Source organism: Streptomyces sp. NPDC021356 (assembly GCF_040641015.1).
Classification (GTDB): Bacteria; Actinomycetota; Actinomycetes; order Streptomycetales; family Streptomycetaceae; genus Streptomyces.
Window position 1 is genome coordinate 1 of sequence record NZ_JBFACU010000024.1, and the last position, 18,252, is coordinate 18,252.

The following is an 18,252-nucleotide window of genomic DNA, read 5'->3' on the forward strand; positions in this document are numbered from 1 at the left end:
ATGGGTCATCAAATAGTCATTAATTATGAGTAATTGACTGGCCATTGACCCGTCAGGGTAATCTTCTGATGCCAGCTCACCTCTTCCGGCGGCGGGCCTGACCGGAACTGTCGGCGCGTCGATGCTTGACATATGGAAGATGCCAGGCATCACGTGACGGCGCTCCGAGAAACGCTGCTGCGCAGCGCGGGGACCGTCCGGCCGCGCTCGAGGGCACGGCCCGGGGCCTGCCGCAACGCTTCGGCCGCACGGGCGGGCGTGGGCGGCGGACGCAGCGGTGGGGGCGGGGTGCGACCGGTGGCCGATGTCGCCCTGGCCGCCGTCGAGGCCGTCGCCGCGGTGTACGTGATGCGCGGCGCGTTCGAGCGCCACCACCGGCATGCCTGTCGAGAGGGGCCGGACCTACGACGCGGGCGTTGCGGACCTGAAGGTCCTGGCCTGGCCGGCGAGCTCGAGGCGGGGCCCTCCGCCCACCTGCCGGCGGGTGGGCGGGGGCTGGTGGATGTGCTGGAGTCCCAGCGGTGCCGGCGGGGGCAGGGGCTCGGTGGGGCCGGACCGGAAGGACTGGAGCAGGTAGGCGGCCAGGCGGCGGGACGCGGCCAGGCAGACCTGCGGGGATTCTCCGACGACACCGCTGTTGGCCAGGAGCAGGAGAGTGACGTCGGCGGGGTGGAAGCCGGCGCGCAGTTGCCCCGAGTCCTTGGCTCGCTGCACCAGTTGGGCGAGGCCCCTCTCCGCGCGGGTGCGGTCGCGCTCGTAGCCGACGGCGTCGGGGAACTGGGAGAGGAAGGCGGCCGTGAAGCCCCGGTCGGTGGCCTGCACGGCGCACACCTTCTCGATCACGCTGCAGAACCCACGCCAGGGATCAGGGTCGGCCAGGGCGTCGTCGAGGATGGCGACGCAGCCGGCTATCTGTGCGGCGAAGGCTTCGGTGACGAGCGAGGCTCGGGTGGGGAAGTGCCGATAGAGGGTGGCTGCGCCGACCCCTGCGCGGCGGGCGATCGCTGTGACGGGTACGTCGATTCCCTGGACCGTGAATGCCTCGCGGGCGGCTTCGAGGATGGGGTCGTGATTGCGCCGGGCATCGGCGCGCAGCCCGGTGGCCGGGGCAGGCGGCACGGGTCCGCCGGTGGAAGCCGGTAGTGGTCGGCCTGGTTTCCGAGAGCTCCGAGCAGGCACGTCTCCCACTCTGACGGAAGTGGAAGGTGTCGCCCGTTTACGCCACTACGGTGGATGAGCAAGCAGGAAGATCCCTTCCGTGACCTTCGGTGTCCAGGCGGGTATCACCGTGGTCCTCCTGCCGTTCTTCCAGGCCGTGCTGGGCTGGTCGGCGCTGCTCTCCTCGGCGGCGATGCTGCCCATGGCCGTGGCGCTGATCCCGGCTTCCGCTGTGGCCCCCGGGTCGGCCGCACAGATCGGCGTCCACTGGACCCTGGCCATCGGCATCGCGCTGACCGGTGCCGGCCTGGCCCTGATGGCCCTGTTCGTCTCCGTCGACGGCGGCTGTCTGTCCGTCCTGGCCGGCCTGCTCGCCCTGGGGTTCGGCTCGGGTCTGGCGATGACGCCGTCCACGGAGGCCATCACCAGCTCACTGCCGCGCGCGAAGCAGGGCGTCGCCTCCGCCCTCAACGACGTCACCCGGGAGTTCGGCACCGCACTGGGCGTCGCGCTGCTGGGCGCGCTGCCGTCGGCCGGCTACCGCAGCTCCATCGACGGCAGGCTTCAGGGCATCCCGCAGGGCACCGCGGACACCGCGCGCGACGGCATCGCCAACGCCCTGGAGGCCGCACCCGGCGCAGGCCCGCGCGCCCAGGGCCTGGTCCACGCCGCCCAGCAGTCCTTCGTCGACGGGTGGCAGCAGGCCATGTGGGTGGGCACCGCCGCCATGGGCGCCCTGTTCGTCTGCATCGCCCTGCGCGGACCGAAGAACCCGACCCCCGTGGCCGCGGACGAGGCAGAGGCCACCGAGAACGTCGCTGCCTGGTGATCCCGTAGAGGATCGGACACACGGGCGCGCAGACCGTGCATGCCGTGGCAGGGCGCTCGGCGCCTGTCGCCCTGCCACCACGGCGACCGGCTCCGTGCGGCCCAGGCGCCGAACGGTGAACGGCCCCGGACGTTCCTCCGCCAGCCCGCCAGCCCGCCAGCCCGCCTGCCCGCCTGCCCGCCAGCCCGCGCCGCGCGACCGGGTGCTTCGCCTTCGACCGCACTCCCTCAACCTTCGCCGGAACCGGCTCCACGCCGGGAGCCACCGCGAGCCGACGAACGCCGCACCCGCAGCACCCGTGGAGCGGCGGCACTGAGCACCACGTCCTGCGCATGCGGTTTCAGACCGTGCCCGCCGGCTTCCCGGTGGGCTGGTGCTCATCGAAGTAGCGGACGATCGCCGGGTCGAGTGCGGGAACGTCGACCGGTGCGCCCCCGGAGCGGAGCGAGGTCGTCGCGGCGACCGCGGCGGCGACCGCCTCGCGGGCGGCGACGGGTGAGGTCTCCGTGGGACCTCCGGCAGCGGCGAAGCGCAGGAACTCCTCGACAAGCGCCCGGTCCGCGCCGCCGTGCGTGTCCTCGGCCGGCGCCACGACCGGGACGGAGAGGTCGGCGTCGCCGCGGTAGCCGGAGCGGCGCCGGTTCCACACGTCGACCCGCGCGGGGTCGCCGTCGATGCCGTCGCCGAAGTTCTCCAAGCGGCCCTCGTCCCCGATGACCGTGTAGTTGCGCCAGTAGTCGGGCGTGAAGTGGCACTGCTGGTAGCTGGCGAGCACGCCGTTGTCCAGCCGGGCCAGCATCATGCTGATGTCCTCGACGTCGACGACGGGGTTGAGGTCGCGCAGGGCGGACGGCGGCCAGATGTCCGGGTCGAACCAGTCGGGCATGCGCTGACCGGGCGGTACGGTCTCGTGCGTGGTGCGGCGCGGGTTTTCGCCGTAGACGGCCAGGGCCCCCTGGGCGACGACGTTGCGGGAGTAGCCCCCGGCGAGCCAGTGGATGGCGTCGAGGTCGTGGGCGCCCTTCTGCAGCAGCAGACCGGTGGTGTTGCTGCGCTCCGCGTGCCAGTCCTTGAAGTAGAAGTCTCCGCCGTGGCCCACGAAGTGACGGCACCACACCGCGCGGACCCGGCCGATCGCGCCGTCGTCGATCAGGTCGCGCATCCGCCGTAGCATCGGCAGGTGGCGCAGGTTGTGACCCACGTAGAGCCGGGCGCGGGAGCGGAACGCGGCCTGAAGCAACGCGTCGCAGTCGGCGACGGTGATGGTCAGCGGCTTCTCCACGAACACCGCCACGCCCGCGGCGAGGAAGAACAGCGCGGGCCGGGTGTGCAGGTGGTCGGGGGTGAGGACGAACACGGCGTCCAGCTCGTCGTCGAGCATCCGCTCGTACCGGTCGTGCACCGCGACATGGGCACCGAACAGGCGCCTGGCGTCCTCCTGGCCCCTGGGAGACGGATCGGCGCAGGACACGATGCGGGCGGTGCCGGAACGGTTCACCAGTGCGGCCATGTCCGCGCGCTGGCCGACGCCGATCACACCGACGCGCAGCTGTGGAGCCGGTATCTGGTCACGGGTGCTCACTGGGTTGTCCCTTCGTTCCTGTTCAGGTGATACGTACGGGCGTCGGCGGGCACAGGCCCACTGCTATCGGCGCGGCGCGGTCGGCGCCGACAGTCCGTCGCTCAGCAGCCGTCTGTCGACCTCGTCCAGGGCCAGCCGCACCGCCCCCACGGCCACGCTCTCGTCGCCGAGGGTGGAGGCACGCAGCTCCGGCAGCCGCAGACAGTGCTTGGTGAGTTCGCGGCGCAGCGGGCCGAGGACCACGTCGGCGGACCGGGAGAACCCGCCGCCGTACACGACGACCTGGGGGTCCAGGGCGAGCACGAGGGCGGCGACCCCGACCGCGAGGTCGCGGGTGTAGCGCCGGACGGCCGTCCGCGCGTTCCGGTCGCCGTCCCGGGCCGCCTGGAACACCCAGGCTGCTGCCTCGCCCGGCGCGGCCGTCGACGGCACCCCGGGGCAGGACTGGAGATGGTCCGGCGCGCTGAGCCACCGTACGGCCTTGAGGGCGCCGATCTCTCCCGCGGCGCCGCCGTGACCGCGGCGCAGGGTGCCGTCCAGGATGAGGCCGGCGCCGGTGCGCAGACCGGCGAGGAGGTACACGATGTCGTCGGCGTCCTGCGCGACGCCGTTCCAGCGTTCGGCGACGGCCGCGAGCTTGCAGTCGTTCTCCACCTGCACGGGGCAGGAGAACCGGGCCGCGAGGTGGGCGGCCGGGTCGGCCTCGCTCCAGCCGGGCAGCGGGCTGGACAGCGAGGTCCTGCCGCTGCCGTCGACCGGACCGGTCACGCCGACGGTCACCGCCCAGATGTCGGCGGGGGCCATGCCCGCGCCGCGCAGCACCTCGTCGATGACGCGGTCGACCGCGGCCAGCCGGGCCTCGGGCGCCGCCCCGGGATCGGCCGGGCGGCGCACGGTACGCACCAGGTGGCCCTCCAGGTCGCTCAGGACGACGAGGATCTTGTGCACACCGATGTCGATGCCGAGCACGTGCCCTGCGGTGGCGCGGAACCGGTAACGGCGGGCCGGCCGCCCCACCACGCTGCTGGCCCCGGGCTCCTCGACCTCCGCCCACCCGTCGGCGACCAGGGACCGCACCAGCACGTCCACCGCGGGACGGGACAGGCCGGCCCGGGCCGCCAGCTCGGTGACCGTGGAGGGAGGGTTGCCGCGCAGCGCCCCCACGATGGACAGCTGGTTCATCTCGCGCATCCGGGACATGTCCGTTCCGGTCGTCGCCATGCTGGTGCTCCCTGAGGCGTTGCGGTGGCCACCGCGGAATAATGCTGAGCAGTTTACTAATTCGTGGTCGTGGCCGCGTGCAATAAGAGGTCAGGCGATGGGGTACCGCTGCTCTTCGCCGGGCGTCACGGCCGCGGTGAAGTCCACCTCCCGCCCGTCGAGCGCGAACCGGTAGCGGCCCAGCCGGCGCACCTCTGGCCGGTTGGTCAAGTACGCCCTCATCGCCTGGAGTTCCTCGGGATGCAGCCACCCCGGGGGGTCGGAGACCGCCCGGAACCCGCAGATGTCGGCCAGGTCGCGCAGCAGGCCCTGCTGCTGGTCGGTCAGGAGGTTGAGACGGCTGCGGAAGTACACGACGTCCGGGTCGACCTCCAACAGCGGTGACTGCCACAGCCGGTGCACCGTGTTGACGACGGCGTTGCGGGCCAGCGCGTCCGAAGGGTCCTGTGTGGCGTAGTGCTCCCACATCGGCGCGACGTCGGGGCCGCTGCGGATGCCGTCGACCAGTCCCAGAGAAGGCAGCAGCGGGGCGCCGCTACCGAGCAGGTAGGCGTCCGGGCCTGCCTCCTCCCGGATGATCGAAAGGCCGGTGCGGTAGGCCGTCTCGCGGCCCACGTCGACGGAGCGGACGCCGGGCACGGCGCCACCGCCGATGAAGTCGAGCTTGAGATAGGTGAACCCCCACTCCCGGCTGACCCGGTGGATCGTCTCGCGCAGGTGCTCCTGCGCCGCGGGCAGCGTGAGGTCGAGCGCCCAGTACCCGACCCCCCAGTTGTGTCCGGCGACGACCGGCTCGCCGTGTTCGTCGCGCAGGAGCAGCTCCGGCCGCTGACGGGCGGTACGGGAACCGGGCAGGACGATGAACGGGGCGATCCACAGCCCGGGCCGCAGCCCGGCGTCCGTGATCCGGTCGGCCAGCGCCCGCATTCCGGACGGGAACTTGTCGTTGGCCTCCCAGTCGCCCACCGCCCGCTCCCAGCCGTCGTCGACCTGGACGACGTCGAAGGGCAGACCGCGCAACGCGGTGACGTCCTTGGTGAGCTGTTCCTCGGTGATGTCCTCGTAGTACGCGTACCAGCTGCACCACACGTTCCCCGCGCGCTTGGCACTGTGCCCGAGGTGCGCGGCGAGCTGCCGGGCGTAGGCGGCGAACACCTCCTCCTCGGTGCCGTGGGCGAGGAACCAGGGTGCCCCGTCGCGCTCGTACCAGCCCACGAGCGTGTCCCGGTCGGCGGTCAGCCGCGGGATGTCGAGGCCGAGCGCGCCGAGCAGCAGCACCTGTCCGTCGGGTCCCTGCAGGGCGGCGACGGCCGAGGAGTGGTGCCGGGCGGGGTCGTCCCACACGGTGTCGTCGGCGGTGCGGCGGCGTTCGGGGCTCTCGATGCGCAAGGGCGCCTCGGAGAGCCGGCGCCAACCGCACGGGCTCCACGAGTTGTGGCCGTGGCGGTAGAAGAGCGCGTCACCGAGCCCGTGCAGCACGGCCGTCCGGCCGGGTGGCAGCAGCAGACCGCCGTCGACGGGCTGGGGCGGTGTGTCGCCTTCGAGCTCGACGGCGAGGGCACGCCCGTCGAGTTCTACGAGCTGGGCCATGGATCTCCTTGCGTCTGGGGTTCGTACGGTACGGAACTGCTGTTCGCGGGCCGCAGCACTAGCCGAAGAGGCCGTTCACCTTGTCGTTGGCCGAGCGCAGGGCGTCGGCGGGCTCGTCCCGGCCGAGGATCGCCGACTGGATGGCGTCCTGGACCAGGGGGCTGATCTCGGTGCCGTGCTCGGTGACGGGGAGCTGGAAGGTGACGCCCCGCGTCCCGACGGCGTCGGTGAAGGCACGTACGTCGTCACCGTGGGCCTCGTGCGCGGCGAGAGCCTTCTCGGTGGAGCTCTTCAGCGCGGGGAAGACGACACCGTGCGCGGCGACCCGGTCCTGGCAGTCGGCCGAGGCGAGGTACTTGACCCACATCCACGCCTCCTCCTTGTGGTGCGTGCCGGCCCAGATGGAGTCCGACAGGCCGTTGATGGCGCTCTTGCGGCCCGCCGGGCCGGTCGGCATCGCGGCGAAGCCGAAGTGCTGTTTGACCTTGGGGCCGGTGAAGGTGGAGACGGTGAAGGAGCCCGCGAGCGACATGGCGCCCTTGCCGGCGATGAGCAGCTCGGTCCTGGCGACGCTCGACTGCTGGTCCAGACGGGGCGCGTAGCCTTTTTCGATCAAGTGCCGGAACCAGGAGATGGTCTCGGCGAGCCTGGGGTCGTCGAACTCGTAGTGCGTGCCCCGGGTCTTCTTGTCGAGGTACTCGAAGCCGTTGGCGGCGGCGAAGTTGCCCCAGCCGTTCTGGCCCTGGGCGCCGTCGGCCCACTCGGGCAGGAACCCGTAGACCTTCACGTGGTTCTTGTCGAATGCGGGGTCGAGACCGTTGCGGCCTTTGCTGTCCACGGTGGCCTTGGCGATCACCTGCTCCAGGGTGCCGCCGTCGGCGGGGTTCCACGTCAGGTCGTTCAGCTCGGCGGCGTCCACGCCCTGCTTCTCGAGCATGTCCGTGTTGTAGACGATCGCCATGGTGTCCCAGTCCTTGGGCAGCCCGTAGCGCTTGCCGTCCTTCACCCAGGTGTCGGCGAGGCCGGGCTGGTAGGCGGAGAGGTCCACCTTGTCCCGCTCCACGTAGGCCTGGAGGTCCAGCAACTGCTTGCCGGCGGCGAACTGGGGATAATAGGTGGCCTGGTTGGTCCACACGTCAGGGGCCTCACCGGAGACGAGCTCCGTGGTGAGGTTCTGCCAGTACTGGTTCCACGCCGTCTGCGTGATCTTGACGGCGATGTCCGGGTGGGCCTTCTCGAAGGCGGTCGCGCACTCCTGGTAGGCGGGCAGCTGGAGGTCGTCCCACAGCCAGTAGTCGACGGTGGTCCTCCCGTCGGTGGTGTCGCCCGGGCCGCCGCAGGAGACGAGGGCGGTGGTGGCGGCCAGACACAGCAGTGCCGCGCCGGCGCGCAGGTGTCGGGGTCTCATCGCGAGGGGCCTTCCTGGCTCGTACGGGATCGGCGGGGGCGGGCGGTCGCTCCGGGGGAGGCGATCACTTCATGCCGGTGAAGTTGAGGGACTCGACCAGGCGCCGGCCGAGCAGGACGAGCAGGATGAGCACGGGCAGCACAGACAGGGCGGACCCCGCCATCAGTCCGGTCCAGTCGGGCTGGGTGTTGGGCGACTGCTGCTGGAAGATGCCGAGGGCGACGGTGAGCACCCGCGTCTCCTCGTCCCGGCCGGACAGCAGCGGCCACAGGTAGTCCTTCCAGGCCCACACCGTGGTGGTGAGCCCGATGGTGAGCAGCGGGCCGCGAGTCATGGGCAGCACCACCCGCCAGAAGATCCCCCAGGGGCCTACGCCGTCCAGGATCGCGGCCTCCTCCACCTCGCGGGGGATCGACAGGAAGAACTGCCGCAGGAAGAAGACCGCGAACGGTGTCATCAGCACGCTCGGCGCGACCATGCCGACGAAGGTGTTCAGCCACCCAAGGTCCTTCACCAGGACGAAGTTGGGCAGCACAGTGAAGATCGGGGGCACCATCAGTGCGGCGATCAGCACCGCGAAGACCACGTTGCGGCCGGGAAAGCGCAGCCGGGCGAAGGTGTAGCCGGCCATCGCGCAGAACAGCGTCTGCAGGACGGCGATCATCCCGCTGTACACGACCGAGTTGAGAAGGTACCGCAGGAAGTCGACCTGCGCGCCGGAACCGCCGGCCGCCACGGCCCTTTCCTGGCTGGTGAGCCCGAGCACCCGCAGGAAGTTGACCATCGTGGGGTGGTCCGGGACCAGTCCGGTGGAGTCGGTGTACAGGTCGGCCGCCGGGGTCAGGGCGGTGCGGACCATCCAGTAGAAGGGGAAGACCGTCAGGAACAGCGCGATGACGAGCACCGTCCACGCGGCGAGTCGGCCGGGGGAGGCCTTGGTCAGGATGCGTGTCATGGTCTGCTCCTCAGGCCAGGTCCGAGCGGGAAGCGCGCAGCAGGCGCATCTGTACGGCGGTCAGCACACCGAGAATCACCGCGAGCACCACGGCCACGGCGGAGGCGTAGCCCATGTGGAAGTTGGTGAAGGCCTGTTCGTAGATGTAGTAGTAGATGACCCGCGTGGCGCTGACCGGGCCGCCCTTGGTGGTGACCGCGATCGTGTCGAAGATCTGGAACGAGCCGATCAGCGACACCACCAGCACCAGCGAGAGCACCGGCCGCAGCAGCGGCAGCGTGATCTTCCTGAACAGCCGCCACTCGCCGGCGCCGTCCAGTGAGGCGCTCTCGTACAGGTACTGCGGGACCTGGAGCATGCCGGCGTAGAGCAGCAGCGCCGTGTAGCCCGTGTACGCCCAGGTGTTGACCGCGGCCACGCTCGGCATGGCCCAGTCGGGCGAGGTGAAGAAGCCGGTGGTGCCCATGCCGAAGGCATTGAGGACGTGGTTGACCAGGCCGAGGTTGGTGTCGAGCAGCCACATCCACAGCAGGCCGACGGTCACGTTGGGCACCAGCCACGGAACCAGCAGCATCGCGCGCAGCGCCACCGACCGGGTCAGACGGTGCATGAGCGTCGCCAGGACCAGCGCCAGCAGGGTCTGCGACACGATGTTCACCAGCACGTAGTAGCCGGTGACCCTCAGCGCGTTCCAGAACTGCTCGTCGCCGATCAGCCGGCTGTAGTTGTCCCCGCCGACGAAGTCGGGCGTGGCGATGAGGCTGTAGTCGGTGAGCGAGTAGTAGATGCCCCGCACGGTCGGATACGCGTAGAAGAGCGCGAAGCCCAGCAGTGCGGGGGCCAGGAAGAGCCACGCCGCCCTCCGGTCGTCGCGGGGCCGGCGCCGTCCGCGTGGCGTCGAGGCCCCGCCCGGTGACGTGCCGGTGCTCTCGTGCGGTGGCGCCACCGCTGTGCGTGCGCCCATGGTTCCCCTCCGAAGGGATTTGCGCCGCACCTCTTGCCAGTGGGGCACCGTGGACAACATATTGATGAGCAACAGTGAAACTTTGTCAATGCTGTCGCATAACGGAGCCGGGTCGCGCCTCCGTTGTGGGCCGGCGTCGGCGAAGTGTCCGACGCCTGGCCGAGTTCGAATCCACGCAGTCCCTACGGTGGCCGGCCAGGCCGCGCCGACAGGCCCGGCGCCGTCGGACGACCGTCCCCATCCGTTCTCGGAGGCTGACAGAATGCGCACGTTCGCACAGCGATGCGGCAGACGACTGCTGACCGCGCTCGGCTCCACCGCCCTCGTCCTTGCCCTCGGCGCGGCCGCACTGCCGCTCACCGCGGGCGCGTTACCGCCAGTTGACACCGTGAACGCCGCGCCCCGGGGCGTGCCGGAGCGCCCGGACCCGGACCCCTCGCTCCCGGTTCACACCCTCGCACGCGCCGATGCCCCGCTGGACAACCCGCTCAAGGGGTTCGCTCGCTTCTACCGGCCCGGAGCCGACCAGAACACCGGCTATCCGCACTCGCTCACGTGGAGCTACTTCGGACTGTCCGAGGTGATGAAGGACCCCTCGGACTGCTCGAGGTACGACTGGAGCGTCCTGGACCGCGCACTCGACGAGAGCGCGTCCTACGGCAACCAGACCGCCCTGCGCTTCTACATCGAGTACCCGGACGACCCCGGCAACGGCCACCCCTCCAACGCCATCCCCCCGTGCTTCGACGGACACGTCGCCTACCGCACCAACCTCCGCTGGGGCACCACCAGTCCGGACTACGACAACGCGTATCTGCTGGACGCGCTGAAGGGCTTCATCGCCGCCTTCGGCGCCCGCTACGACGGCGACCCGCGCATCGGCTTCATCCACATGGGCCTGATCGGGCTCTGGGGCGAGTGGCACACCTGGCCCTACGACACGGACACATCCGGCGACTCGTACCCGAACTACATGCCGACCGACGCCCACGCCGCCGAGATCGTGCGGGCCTACGACAGCGCCTTCAGGCGGACCAAGCTGGAGATCCGGTACGCCGACTCCGCCGGGGGAGCCGCCGACGACCTGCCGTCCGTCGGCTACCACGACGACTCCTTCTGCTTCCGCGAGGGCAGTCCGCTCGCCGGTGTCACTCTGCCGGTATCCATGGGCGGAGCGTCCTACTCCCAGCTCCAGCGAGCCCTCGAACACGGCGTGGAGAACCGCTGGACCACCGCATCCATGGGCGGCGAGGTCCGTCCCGAGATCCAGTCCAGGGCCTTCACCGACTGGCCGAACGGTTCAGGCGACGTGGACGACATGAAGGCGTGCATCGAGCTGGAACACACCACCTGGAAGATGAACGAGGGCAGTGCCGCCTACTCCTCGTCCGACGCCGGAGTGGGAGCCGCGGTCCGGCTCATGGGCTACGACCTCGCCGTCGACAGCGCCCACTTCCACGACACCGCCGCCCACAGCACCACCGTCGGGGTGCGGATCAGCAACGACGGGGTCGCCCCGTTCTACTACCCCTGGACCATCAGCCTAGGGCTGAAGGACTCCTCCGGGAACGTCGTCAGGACCTGGGACACGCCCTGGGACCTGCGCGAGGTCATGCCGAAGAAGATCCGGGCATTCCCCGACTGGAACGTGGGTTCCGACCCCACCTACCTCGACTACGGATCGTCCCGCTACTTCGACACGACCGTCGACCTGACCGGGGTCACCGCCGGCGGCTACCAGCTCGTCATGAAGGCCAAGAACCCGCTGGAGGACGTCAGTTCGGCGGCGAAGAAGCTGCGGTTCGCCAACGCCGGCCAGCAGGCGGACGGCTGGCTCGACCTCGGTGACCTCACCGTCGATCCCGGTGGCACCGACCCCGCCGTCCACGAGGCGGAGGCCGACGGCAACACCCGGACCGGCACGGCCGTGATCGCCGACTGCGCGCACTGCTCCGGCGGCGCCAAGGTCGGCTACCTCGGCAACGGCGCGACCCTCACCTTCCCCGGCGTGGACGGCGGTGACGGCGCAACGAAGTCGGTGACCGTGCGGTACACGAGCGCGGTCGCCCGCTCGGCCACCGTCCGGGTCGATGGCGGCATGTCGCGGACCGTCGCCTTCCCCGCCACCGCCGACTGGGAGACCCCGGGCTCGGTCACGGTGAGCCTCGACCTCCAGCCCGGCACCAGGAACGCCATCACCATCGGCAACGACTCCGACTGGAGCCCCGACGTCGACTGGATCACAGTGAGCTGAACTCCCACCGGCGACAGGACGTCCTACGAGGCTCTTCCACGACGCGCTGCGCCGCTCCGACCAGCCCGTGACCCTCGGCGTCACACTGCCGGCGGCCCCCTCGTCGTCGGCGCGAACCTCGTCGTCGAGCGGCGCCTGCGCGGCTGACGCGCGGGGATGCGTGAAGTCAGCGCGCGGCGGACACCCACGCCTCGACGTCGTCCGCGGCGCGCGGCAGGGCCGACGACAGGCAGACGGCGCCGTCGGCGGTGACGAGGAAGTCGTCCTCGATCCGCACGCCGATGCCGCGCAGCTGCGCGGGGACCGTCAGGTCGTCGGGCTGGAAGTACAGGCCGGGCTCGACGGTCAGGACGTGCCCCGGCTCCAGGACCCCGTCCAGATAGGCGCTGCTCCGGGCGTCGGCGCAGTCGTGGCAGTCCAGGCCGAGCATGTGCCCGGTGCCGCAGACGGTGTAACGGCCGTACAGGGACCGGTCGTGCGGACCGGCGCCGCCCGGGCGCAGGCCCCAGGCGTCCAGGCCCTCGGCGATGACGCGCGTCGCGGCATCGTGGAAGTCCCCGAACCGCGCGCCGGGCCGCAGTGCGGCGATGCCCGCCGTCTGGGCCGCGTACACCAGGTCGTACACCTGGCGCTGCACGTCGGTGAAGCGCCCGCCGACCGGCAGGGTGCGGGTCACGTCGCCCGTGTAGCAGGTGTCGGCCTCCACGCCGGCGTCCAGTAGCAGGAGTTCGCCGTCGCGGACCGGGCCGTCGTTGCGCATCCAGTGAAGGACGCACGCGTGCGCACCGGCCGCCGCGATCGTCTCGAAGCCGAGGCCGTTACCCTCCAGCCGGGCCCGCCGATCGAACGTCCCCTCGATCCAGCGCTCGCCGCGCGCCAGCCGCGTCGCCGTGGGCAGTTCGCCCGCCACGTCGTGGAAGGCGGCCACCGTGTGCCCCACGGCAGCGCGCATCTGTTCGATCTCCCAGTCGTCCTTGACCATCCGCAACTCAGCCAGAAACGTCAGGAGTTCGGACTCGGCTTCGGTGGCGGGCGGCGCGGCCTCGTCGACCACCGGGTCCTGGCCGCGCACCACCCTGATCGGGACGCGCGGAGCGAGGGCGCGTGCGAGATCGTCGCGGGGGAGGACCGTGAGATCCAGGGCGTCGGCGGTCTCCGCCAGAGTGCGGCGCCGGCCGACCCAGAACTCGCCGTGGCGGCGGTCGCGGTAGAACTCGGTGCCGTTCGGCCCGCCGTCGCGCGGGGAGCGCGGCCGGGTGAACACGGTGGCCTCGTGGCCGGTGCCCGTCGGTTCGAGGACGAGGACACTGTCCGGGACGGCACTCGCGCCCTCCTCCGCGGTGAGGTGGAGGTACGCGGAGTGCGGCCGGAAGACGTGGTCGAAGTCGTTGCTCCTGACCTTCAGGCCGCCGGCCGGGATCACGATCCGCTCACCGGGGAAGCGCGCGGACAGCAGAGCGCGGCGCTTGGCCGCGTACGCCGCCCCGGGCAGCACCGGCGCCGCCTGAACCGTCTCGGCCCACCCTTGCGTGAAGCACTCCGCCAGCGTGGGCGGTACCGCGCGGTCGTGGCCGGCGCCCTCGCGCGGCCGCATGTCGTCTCGTCCCACCGTACGCTCCGTCCGTCGGGAGAACCCTTTGCGGACAGTACCATTTCACATGGCACAGAGACAGAGGGAAGTCACCTCGCCTGCGCTCACTGCCGATCCGCCTCTCCCCGCTCGTACACCGCGATGGCGACCACCAGGTCCTCCCAGCCCATCCCGGTGGTCTTGACGACCGTCGGACGATCGGCGGGCAGGACGGCCTTCGAGGTGGGCAGATCGGCCATGGTCACCAGTGTGCGCGGGTCGAGCCCACCCTCCCTCACCGCCATGACGACGTCGCCGGCCTCGCGCAGTGCGCTCGCCCTGCTCTCGACGACGACCACGGCGCGTCCCATGAGCGTGCCGTCGAGCTCGCGCACCGACGGCTCGTGGGAGCCGACGGCCAGCACGAGCGCCGGGTCGCGGACGAGCCGCCCGTCGAGGACCGGCTCGCGGGCCGAGGTCGCGGTGACCACGACGTCCGCGGCGCGGACGCGATCGGCGACGGCCGTGTCGTCCGTGGCGAGGTGGCGGTCCGCCCAGCCGGTCGTCGCGCCGCCTCGGCGGGTGACCGCCGTGACGTCGGCGACCTGCGCATGCGCCCGGATCGTCCGGACGTGCCACTCGGCCTGCGGGCCCGCGCCGAAGACCACCAGCCGCAGCCCTTCGGGGGCGCCGGCCGCGAGCGCGTGCAGCCGGTCGAGGCCGGCGGCGACCGAGACGGCGGGAGTGCGCAGCGTCGTCAGCGCGACACCGTCGAGGATCGCGGCCGGCGTCAGGGTCCGGCTGTCGTGCAGGAGGTACGTCGCGTTGACGCGGTTCAGGCCGAGGGCGGCGTTGCCCGGGGCGACGGTCGCGACCTTCACCCCGAACCAGCCGCCGGCCTCGGACGGCATCAGCAGTCCCTGCCCGCCGGCCAGTTCGGTGACGACCCGCGGCATGTCGTCATCCGGGTCCAGGCCCGCGGCCAGCGCGTCGCGGACGGCCCGGACCGCGGCGACCGGCCCCAGGGCGAAGACCCGCTCGGCGTCGATGAGTTCGGTCATCGCAGCACGAACCCGGGCAGCAGCGTGTCGCGCGGATCGACGGTGAACCGGCACGTGCCGACCGCGTGTGCGGTGCCCGTCACCGCCGTGACGACCGCCGGGATCCCGTGGACCGCCGTCCGCTCGGTGATCCGGGCGTGGAACACCGAGCCCACCACGGACTCGTGCCGCAACTCGTCGCCCGGGCGCAGCTGCCCCGCGTCGTCGAGGACCGCGATCCTGGCCGATGTGCCGGAACCGCACGGGGACCGGTCGACCTGGCCGTCCGCGAACACCGTGATGTTGCGCTGCCGCACCAGCCGGCTGCCGTCGGCCCGCAGTTCGGCGGGCCCGGTCTCCTCGGTGAGGATCGTCCCGTAGACGCCGGACAACCGCAGGTCGAGGGGGTGCTCGGCAGCGTGGGCGGTGTTGAGCGCGTCGCGGATCTCCCGCCCGACGGCGGTGAGTTCGGTGACGTCCTGCGGCCGGACGCGCAGTCCGACGGACGCTGCCGGCAGCACCGCGTACATCGCGCCGCCGAACGCGATGTCGACGGTGACCTTCCCGCGGGAGGTCGGCACGCCGATGCCGCGCCCGTGGACGTAGGCGGGCACGTTGGTGAAGGTCACGTCCTGGACCTGGCCGTTGCCGGTCCGCACGCTCGCCGTGACGCGCCCGGAGGGGACGTCGATCACGACGTCGGTCAGCCCGTCGGCGGGCGATGGGACCCGGCCCGAGGCGACCGCCCAGGCACCCAGGGCGATGGTGCCGTGCCCGCACGCCGTGGAGAACCCGCCGTTGTGCCAGAAGAGGACGCCGAGGTGCGCGCCGGCGTCGTCGGGCGGCACCAGGAAGCCGCCGTACATGTCCGCGTGGCCGCGCGGCTCGCCGCACAGCAGCGCCCGCACCCACTGCACGTCCTCGCTCCGGGTCGCGACGACCCGGCGCTCGGCGACGGTCGGCCCCTCCGCCGTCACCGCGTCCGGGCTGTCCACGACGATCCGGAACGGCTCGCCGCCGGTGTGCCAGTCGACCGTCTCGATCGGCTGCGTCCTCGTCATCCGCTTCTCACTCCTGTCAGGCGCCGGCGACCTGTGCACAGGTGCTCCCGCTCGCCGGTGTCCGCGCCGGTGTTATGGGTCGACCGGAGACAGTGCTGGGTCCTTGAGCATTGCCCACGACTTCACCCCAATGCAATGTTACATACCGCTGCCCGCCTCCCCGGGCTGCTTCCTCTTCGCTCCCCCCACTGGAGATGCGATGCACTGTCGATCGCTCCTGCCCAGAACCCTGGCCGCCGGTCTGGCGGCCGGAGGGCTCGTCATCGGCCTCATGACCACCCAGGCCGCCGCGGCGCCCGGCGTCACGAGGCCGGTCCCGTCACCGGCCGCCTCGGCCCCCTCCGCGGCAGTGCGGGCGGCCGAGCAGCAAGGTAAGGCCACGCCGACCGGACCCGAGACCGTTCAGTCCCAAGCCCCCGCCACGCAGTCGAAGCCGCTGCCCGCGAAGCTGCGCGGGGAGCCGGCCGCCCTGGGTTCGGCGAAGCCGTCCGAGCCACACCCGTCAGGACACACGCCACTCGATGCTGCCGGAGCCGCCCGGCCCGCTGCCGTCACGTCGTGCACCACGGCGGACTTCGCGGACCGGTCCGGCAGTGACCTGGTGTCGTACATCAAGACGGTGGACCGGAGTTCCTGCATCAACCCCCTGTTCAGCCTGACCGGTTCGGACGCGCACGCGGTGTTCGGCCAGTCGCAGATGCTCGCGGTGGCGAACGGCGTCGCGAGCGCGGCCGGCTCCTACACCGGTGACGACTCCGGCGGCTTGCAGGAGCTGATGTACTTCATGCGCGCCGGCTACTACGTGCAGTACGGCGACCCCCAGGATGTCGGCACGTACGACTCCTCGCTCCGCAGCGCCATCGAGAACGGGTTCGACGCGCTGTTCGCCGGCGGCCACGCGAACGACGTCAGCGCGGGCAACGGCGGCGTGCTGGAGCAGGCGTTCGTCCTCACCGACAGCGCGCAGGTGCAGGCCGACTACCTGAACGTCTACTCCCGGTACCTCGATGCCTACGACAGCAGATCCTGGGATGCCGTTCCGGAGATGGACCGGGCGCTGAACGCGATCTACACCCCGCTGTGGCGTGGCCCGTGGCTCTCGGACTTCGTCACCGCGATCAGTGCCGACCCCGGCATCGCCGACACCCTCTACCACTTCACCCTCGACCACCGCGACCTGCTCGGCAAAGCCAACGACGTCCTCGACTCCAACGCAGGGAACGACCTGGCCAACTTCATCCAGATCCCGGCCCTGCAGAGCAGGATCCGCCCGCTTCTCAAGGGTCTGCTGGACGGCTCGTCCATCACCGGTGCCACCGACAACCTGTGGGTGCACGTCGCCTACCGGGCCGCCACCGGGGACCCGGGCCAGTGCTCCTACTACGGGGTCTGCGACCTGACGAAGCAGCTCACCGCGGCCGCGCTGCCCATCAACTACCGCTGCAGCAACTTCACCATCATGGCGCAGGCGCTCACAGCGACGGAGCAGACCGACGTCTGCACGAGCCTGACGAACGAGGTCACGTTCTACCGGAACCAAGTCAAGACCAGCACGCCGATCCCCGGTGAGTACTTCGACCTGAAGATGGTCATCTTCGGGAGCAGGAGCGACTACACGACCTACTCGTGGGCGATCTTCGGCAATGACACCGACAACGGCGGTGAGACGCTGACCGGCACGCCGGCCGACCCCGGCAACATCGCCTACTCCATCCTGTACCAGTGGCCGACCGACAACGGGTTTCCGGCCCACGCGTGGAACCTCAACCACGAGTTCGCGCACGTCCAGCAGTCCATCTACGACATGAAGGGCGACTTCGGCACCCAGATCACCGTGCCGGACGTCTGGTGGATAGAAGGCCAGGCGGAGTACGTCTCCTACACCTACCGCAACCTCACCGACGACGGCGCGATCACCGAGGCGGCCAAGCACACCTACAAGCTCAGCCAGTTGTTCCAGAACACCTACGCCATCGACGACGAGACCCGCACCTACCCGTGGGGCTACCTGGCCGTCCGGTACATGACCGAGAAGCACCCGGACCAGATCCAGGCCATGCTGTCCAAGATGCGGACCGGGGACTACCACGGCGCCTACGACGTCTACAACAGCATCGGCACCAGCTACGACGCCGACTTCGACGCATGGCTCGACACCCTGACCGGTGGCGGCCACGACGGCGGCGGCTCGGCCACGGCGTGCACCGACTCCAACGTCCAGGCCATGGCCCGGAACTGCTACCGCGCCGACCGGTCCAGGGTCGCCGGCGACACCGACTACCTGTGGATCTACCTGCCGGCCGGCACCACCACCCTGAAGGTCACCACCAGCGGCGGCAGCGGCAACGCCGACCTGTACTACGACCCGACGACATGGGCCGGCCCGTCCACGTTCACCGAGAGGTCCACCGCCCCGGACAACAACGAGAGCATCACCGTCACCAACGCCGAGGCGGGGTACCGCTACATCAGCCTGTACGCGGTGACCGACTTCAGCGGGGTCACGGTCACCACGTCGTACTGACCTCCTGGCGGCGACGGACCGACTGAACCGAGGCCGCGGCGCCTGTCGACTCCGGTCGGCCGGGCCGGGGCCTCGGCATGCGCGGGCCTCGTACGG

Annotated in this window: 12 protein-coding genes and 1 pseudogene; 3 read left to right on the forward strand and 10 right to left on the reverse strand. The window is 71.0% G+C overall.

What is annotated here, in order from left to right:
• Positions 1-402: 402 nt before the first annotated feature.
• The gene (locus AB0G56_RS28125; protein WP_360974239.1) at positions 403-1,119 is read right to left on the reverse strand and encodes a helix-turn-helix domain-containing protein; all 717 of its coding nucleotides are present in this window, start codon (positions 1,117-1,119) and stop codon (positions 403-405) included.
• A gap of 139 nt (positions 1,120-1,258) precedes the next feature.
• Here AB0G56_RS28125 and AB0G56_RS28130 point away from each other — a divergent pair.
• A pseudogene (locus tag AB0G56_RS28130) lies at positions 1,259-1,987 on the forward strand (MFS transporter); the annotation flags it as partial.
• Between the two features lie 340 nt (positions 1,988-2,327).
• On the opposite strand, the gene AB0G56_RS28135 reads toward AB0G56_RS28130, so the two are convergent.
• The 6 genes from AB0G56_RS28135 to AB0G56_RS28160 all read right to left on the reverse strand — a co-directional run bounded on the left by AB0G56_RS28135 (position 2,328) and on the right by AB0G56_RS28160 (position 9,707).
• The gene (locus tag AB0G56_RS28135; RefSeq protein WP_360974242.1) at positions 2,328-3,569 is read right to left on the reverse strand and encodes a Gfo/Idh/MocA family oxidoreductase; all 1,242 of its coding nucleotides are present in this window, start codon (positions 3,567-3,569) and stop codon (positions 2,328-2,330) included.
• Between the two features lie 63 nt (positions 3,570-3,632).
• On the reverse strand, positions 3,633-4,790 hold the full coding sequence (locus AB0G56_RS28140) for an ROK family transcriptional regulator (protein ID WP_360974245.1): 1,158 nt from the start codon (positions 4,788-4,790) through the stop codon (positions 3,633-3,635).
• Positions 4,791-4,880: 90 nt separating this feature from the next.
• The gene (locus AB0G56_RS28145; protein ID WP_360974248.1) at positions 4,881-6,380 is read right to left on the reverse strand and encodes a glycoside hydrolase family 36 protein; all 1,500 of its coding nucleotides are present in this window, start codon (positions 6,378-6,380) and stop codon (positions 4,881-4,883) included.
• A 58-nt stretch (positions 6,381-6,438) separates the two neighbouring features.
• Positions 6,439-7,788: a sugar ABC transporter substrate-binding protein gene (locus tag AB0G56_RS28150; protein ID WP_360974251.1), complete on the reverse strand. Its 1,350-nt coding sequence runs from the start codon at positions 7,786-7,788 to the stop codon at positions 6,439-6,441.
• Positions 7,789-7,852: 64 nt separating this feature from the next.
• Entirely contained in the window at positions 7,853-8,743 is an 891-nt protein-coding gene (locus AB0G56_RS28155; RefSeq protein WP_360974254.1) for a carbohydrate ABC transporter permease, read from the reverse strand.
• Between the two features lie 10 nt (positions 8,744-8,753).
• The gene (locus AB0G56_RS28160; protein ID WP_360974257.1) at positions 8,754-9,707 is read right to left on the reverse strand and encodes a sugar ABC transporter permease; all 954 of its coding nucleotides are present in this window, start codon (positions 9,705-9,707) and stop codon (positions 8,754-8,756) included.
• 262 nt (positions 9,708-9,969) lie between these two features.
• Between AB0G56_RS28160 and AB0G56_RS28165 the strand changes: the two genes are divergently transcribed.
• Entirely contained in the window at positions 9,970-11,961 is a 1,992-nt protein-coding gene (locus AB0G56_RS28165) for a carbohydrate-binding protein (protein ID WP_360974260.1), read from the forward strand.
• A gap of 166 nt (positions 11,962-12,127) precedes the next feature.
• Here the strand turns inward: AB0G56_RS28165 and AB0G56_RS28170 are convergent, their stop codons facing one another.
• The 3 genes from AB0G56_RS28170 to AB0G56_RS28180 all read right to left on the reverse strand — a co-directional run bounded on the left by AB0G56_RS28170 (position 12,128) and on the right by AB0G56_RS28180 (position 15,632).
• Positions 12,128-13,570, reverse strand: a complete 1,443-nt coding sequence (locus AB0G56_RS28170) for an aminopeptidase P family protein (RefSeq protein ID WP_360974263.1) — start codon at positions 13,568-13,570, stop codon at positions 12,128-12,130.
• Between the two features lie 86 nt (positions 13,571-13,656).
• Positions 13,657-14,592 carry an ornithine cyclodeaminase family protein gene (locus AB0G56_RS28175; protein ID WP_360974266.1) on the reverse strand — a complete coding sequence of 312 codons (936 nt, stop codon included), beginning with the start codon at positions 14,590-14,592 and terminating at the stop codon, positions 13,657-13,659.
• The gene (locus tag AB0G56_RS28180) at positions 14,589-15,632 is read right to left on the reverse strand and encodes a proline racemase family protein (RefSeq protein WP_360974269.1); all 1,044 of its coding nucleotides are present in this window, start codon (positions 15,630-15,632) and stop codon (positions 14,589-14,591) included. The genes AB0G56_RS28175 and AB0G56_RS28180 overlap by 4 nt, the downstream gene beginning before the upstream one ends.
• Positions 15,633-15,831: 199 nt before the next feature.
• Here AB0G56_RS28180 and AB0G56_RS28185 point away from each other — a divergent pair, with 199 nt between their 5' ends.
• Complete coding sequence (locus AB0G56_RS28185; protein ID WP_360974272.1) at positions 15,832-18,156, forward strand: M9 family metallopeptidase; 2,325 nt, start codon at positions 15,832-15,834, stop codon at positions 18,154-18,156.
• Positions 18,157-18,252: the final 96 nt, after the last annotated feature.